This window comes from Pontibacter sp. HJ8, assembly GCF_054824225.1.
Map to the genome: position 1 here is coordinate 1 of NZ_JSYF01000364.1, position 4,205 is coordinate 4,205.

Sequence of the window (4,205 nt, forward strand, 5' to 3'; positions counted from 1 at the left end):
CGAGTACTTCTGCCCTTTCAGGTGCTGCGTCATCTCTTCCTGTGTCAGTTCATTTCGCCCCAGCTCTCTCAGCCTGCTGAGGAGCGGTTGCAAGACCAGCACCACCGTATCGCCCGAATAGGCAAACCGTAGCGCTTCCTCCTGCCCTGCCCGCTCTGGCTGGTATTCTACCCGGAGCGAATCTTGGCCCAGCCTGAACTGATCAGGTATAACAGGTTGGTCCCGGCTCATCTTTTCTGCCCCGACATGAAAGTTGAGCATATAGTCGTAGCCGCTCACGTGCCATACCTCCTGCTGCCGGGACTCTGCCGTATTAAAATAAATGAGGTTGCCTCCCATGTACGATTCCTGCCGGTCATCCAGCCCCATCAGTTCCATCACTACCACCGCATCATTACGGTCATAGATCCGCTGCACTTTCAAGGTCTCCTGATGTCGTGCCAGGGCAGAATCCACGTCCACACGGAACCAGGGCTTTATACTTTCCAGACCGTGCACTTCATCCAGGTAATGCACGATGGAGCTAATCTCCTTCTCTGCCTTGCCCTCTATGTTCTGCGAAGCAGGGATGATCTTGCCACCTACCAGAAGGCCTTGCTGCTCCAGTATACCTTTCAGTCTGCCCAACTGGCTTCGCTCCGACATCCGGAAAGCACTGAAAGGGCCCACAGCAGACACCAAAGCTACCAAGCTAAGCGTAACCGGAACAAACTTGATGTTCTTCTGGCGGCTGGACAAAAAATAAAGCGCTGTACAGAACAGCCACAGGGCCAGCACCAGCACAAAGTAGCGTTCTTCGGTAATGCCGTATTCAGATACCCGCCGCCAGATGGCCAGCATGAGCAGGATGATGAGCGGGAAAAGCGCCCTGAAAAACCACCGGCTGAAGGTGCGTATCCAGGCGTTGCCTTCGGTATAACGGATGGGGTGAATGAGCAGCAAAGACAAAATACCGGCAATCGAAAAGCACAGTACCAGCACCGACACCCAGCCTTTGGGCCAGTCCCAGGCCAGCACGATTTTGCCAAAGTACAGGTATAGGATCACCAGGTATAGCGTGACCAGTGGCAGCAGCACAAATTGTGTGAAGACCTTCAGCCCTTTGGGATACGTATCGTTCTGCTCGAGTTCCTCCACGTCCTCCGGTACACCGGCCAGAAAAAACCAGGTATTGAACACCCCCACCAGCAATAGCCACAGCTTCGGGTAGAGTGTTGGTTTTACCTCTACATCAAACAGATTGTCGACGGCCAGCACGGCCAGCGAAAGACCGATAAAAAGCACTGCCGCATAAAGCCCTGAGGTGAGAATGCGCAGAAAAAGCGACTTATTGAACTGCCAGAAAGCATTTTCTTCCCGTCTGTTGAAGAACATGGCGTAAGAAGCAACCAGGTGCAGCAGCAGGGCCAGCAGCAGAAAACGCATCACCTGTTTCGCCTCTAGCTCGGAGGGCAGCAGCAGGTAATACACCACCAGGAAGGCAACTCCCGCAGTCCAGCAAAGCGCCCGCTGCAGCAAGGAGAACGTATACCTTCGGCTAACCAGCTCCAGCACAAAAAACAGGATCAACCCCAGCGCCGATACCTGCACCAGCTTTAGCAGGTAGGTATAGGTTTGCCGCTGCTCATGCGGTACATCTATGTTATCGATAGCCGCCCAGGTGCCTATAAAGGCAGACAATAGCATCAGCGGGTATTTCAGAAAAGTAGTAGCTGCCCCCCGGAAGAGTTGCTGCAGCGAGATGTTTTTGAGAAAAGCCATAGCGCCTGACGATCTGTATATACCACAATTGCACCAGTAGCTGCTGCGGCAGTGGAAATATAGCAAATAAAGCAGGATTAGCTTCTACCCCAGCCGATTATCAGGCGGCAGCAGATTTGGGCTGTGTCAGATTCTTGGCAGTTTTGGGGGTAAGGCGCTTGGTGACGGTATCTATACTGACATTGATCTCAAAGCCCAGTATGAGAATCATGGATACAAAATCGAGCCAGATCATCAAACCGATCAGGGCTCCGATGGAGCCGTAGAATTTGTTATAGGTATCGAAAGCGCTGATGTAGAGCGAGAAGATCATGGACACCAGGAAAATCAATACGGTGGCCACCACGGCGCCCGCCGAGAAGAATGGCCATTTATCCTCGATGGCCGGCACATAATAATAGATGAGCGAAGTAGCCAGCAAAAAGAGCAGGATAATGGCCACATACTTGAGGATCACGATCAGGGTATAGGTATAGGACTCGGTCACGACCTCATAGAACACCAGTATATCCAGTATCCACTGCCCGAAGAAGATGGCTGCCACCGCCAGTAAAAGGATGAAGGATAAGGCAAACGTCAGGATGGTGGCAATGAGGCGCTTTTTGAAGTAAGGCCGTTTATAAAAGGTATGGTACTTTTTGTCGAAGGCATCCATCAGCGACATAATGCCATTGGTAGAAAGTATCAGGGCAAACAAAAAACCAAAAGACAGCAAGCCTCCCCGGGGTTTGTTCACAATATCATCGATCGTGTCGTAGGCGGCGGAGTACATCTCTTCCGGCAGAAAATCGGAGAGAAAACTCAGTATGCTCTCGCCCAGGTCGAGCGACAGTATGCTAGGGATGTAAGGTATAAGGGTGAAGAGGAAAATGATGGTCGGAAATATGGCCAGCGTAAAGTTAAAAGCCATATAAGAACCACGTTTGGTAATAGAATCCAGCCGAAGCTCTCCGATCAGCACGTCGGCTACATCGTAGACCGAAGACCGGCCGTCGTTGAAACGCCACCTCTTCATGAAAACGATAAACTTCCGGTACGCCCGGCGGCGCTTCAGATATTGCTGGTTTAGCTTCATTCGCTATAATATGCGTCCAACTTCCGGTGAATCAGTTCAGGTATAGCCGTGGGCCGCCCTGACTTCATATCTACAAATACCATGGTTGTTTCGCCTATATTCAAGAGTGTTTGCTCCTCGTTGTATACTTCGTACTCAAACTTTATACGTGTGCCGTGCGGCTTGTGCTTCACCTGAAGCCTGATCGTGAGCAGATCGTCGTACTTGGCGGGGCGGATATACTTGCATTTGAGCTCCAGCACGGGCATCATGGTACCAGTTGCCTCCATCTCCTTGTAATGAATACCCAGTTTCCGGAAAACCTCCGTACGGGCTACCTCATAGTAAGCTGCATAGTTGCCATAGTATACATAGCCCATCTGGTCGGTTTCGGCGTAACGCACGCGTATCTGTACTTCTGATTCGAACATTTTAATTGTTGATTGTTGGTTGTTGATTGTTGGACAATGATTGCTCTCTCAGTGATTTTCACACAATACTTATACCATGTGGCAAATCAAGAGAAAAAAACAATTATCAATTAACAATCAGCAATTATTTCAAAATATTCCTTTCCGTCAGGGCTTTCTGGTAGCGGCGGGCGTTGGCCATGTGCTCAGCGTGCGTCACCGCGAAGCTGTGGTAGCCCGAGAAGTCTTCCTTCGCACAGAAATAGATGTAGTTGTGCTGCTCCGGATTCAGGACGGCGTCTATACTCGATATGTCCGGCACATTGATAGGGCCCGGAGGCAAGCCTGCATACCGGTAAGTATTATAAGGGGAATCGTGTTGCAGGTGCACGTTGAGTACCCGCCGGATGTTGAAGTCTCTAACTGCAAACACGACTGTGGGGTCGGCCTGCAGCAGTATACCTTTCTGCAAGCGGTTCAGGTATACGCCCGCTACGCGTGGCTTTTCATCGTTCTTGATCGTCTCGGCCTGCACGATAGAGGCCAGTGTAGAGACTTCCTGCTGCGACAGACCTAGTTGCGCGGCCTTCGCCTTGCGCTCTGCTGTCCAGAACCGGTCGTACTCGGTTTTCATGCGTTCTACCAGCTCTTTGGCCGTGGTCGTCCAGTATACTTCGTAGGTATTCGGAATGAACATGCTTACGATGGTAGTGGTATCGAATCCCAGCGTTTTAAGGTATACCGGATCGTTGAGCAGGCTGTCGAGCTCCTCTGGCGATGGCTCTACTGCTGTGGCCAGTCGCTCGGCCAATTGGTTGCGCAGCCGGATGTTGGTGAAGGTCAGTTTAACAGGCGTCTGCTCGCCCAGTCGCAGCACCCCGATCAGCTGGCGGTTGTTCCAGCCATTTTCTATTTTGTAGCGGCCCGGCTTCACGAGCTCATCGTAGTCCATCAGTTTGGCCATAAAGCGCAGCGACAGT

The 4,205-nt window shown here is 51.4% G+C and carries 4 protein-coding genes; all 4 read right to left on the reverse strand.

What is annotated here, in order from left to right; all coding sequences use genetic code 11:
- Nucleotides 1-1,761 (reverse strand): DUF4153 domain-containing protein (locus OB13_RS15555; protein WP_461491094.1); only part of this gene is annotated, 1,761 nt, incomplete at its 3' end.
- A 100-nt stretch (nucleotides 1,762-1,861) separates the two neighbouring features.
- Nucleotides 1,862-2,836, reverse strand: coding sequence for a YihY/virulence factor BrkB family protein (locus OB13_RS15560; RefSeq protein WP_461491095.1), 975 nt, complete (start codon nucleotides 2,834-2,836; stop codon nucleotides 1,862-1,864).
- Entirely contained in the window at nucleotides 2,833-3,246 is a 414-nt protein-coding gene (locus OB13_RS15565) for an acyl-CoA thioesterase (protein WP_461491096.1), read from the reverse strand. The genes OB13_RS15560 and OB13_RS15565 overlap by 4 nt, the downstream gene beginning before the upstream one ends.
- Before the next feature lie 124 nt (nucleotides 3,247-3,370).
- On the reverse strand, nucleotides 3,371-4,205 hold an 835-nt coding region (gene mltG / locus OB13_RS15570), incomplete at its 5' end, for an endolytic transglycosylase MltG (protein ID WP_461491097.1).

Excerpts from the sequence above, each read along its gene's own strand:
- OB13_RS15565 (WP_461491096.1), bottom strand. The coding sequence starts at position 3,246 with ATGTTCGAATCAGAAGTACAGATACGCGTGCGTTACGCCGAAACCGAC.
- OB13_RS15560 (WP_461491095.1), bottom strand. The coding sequence starts at position 2,836 with ATGAAGCTAAACCAGCAATATCTGAAGCGCCGCCGGGCGTACCGGAAG.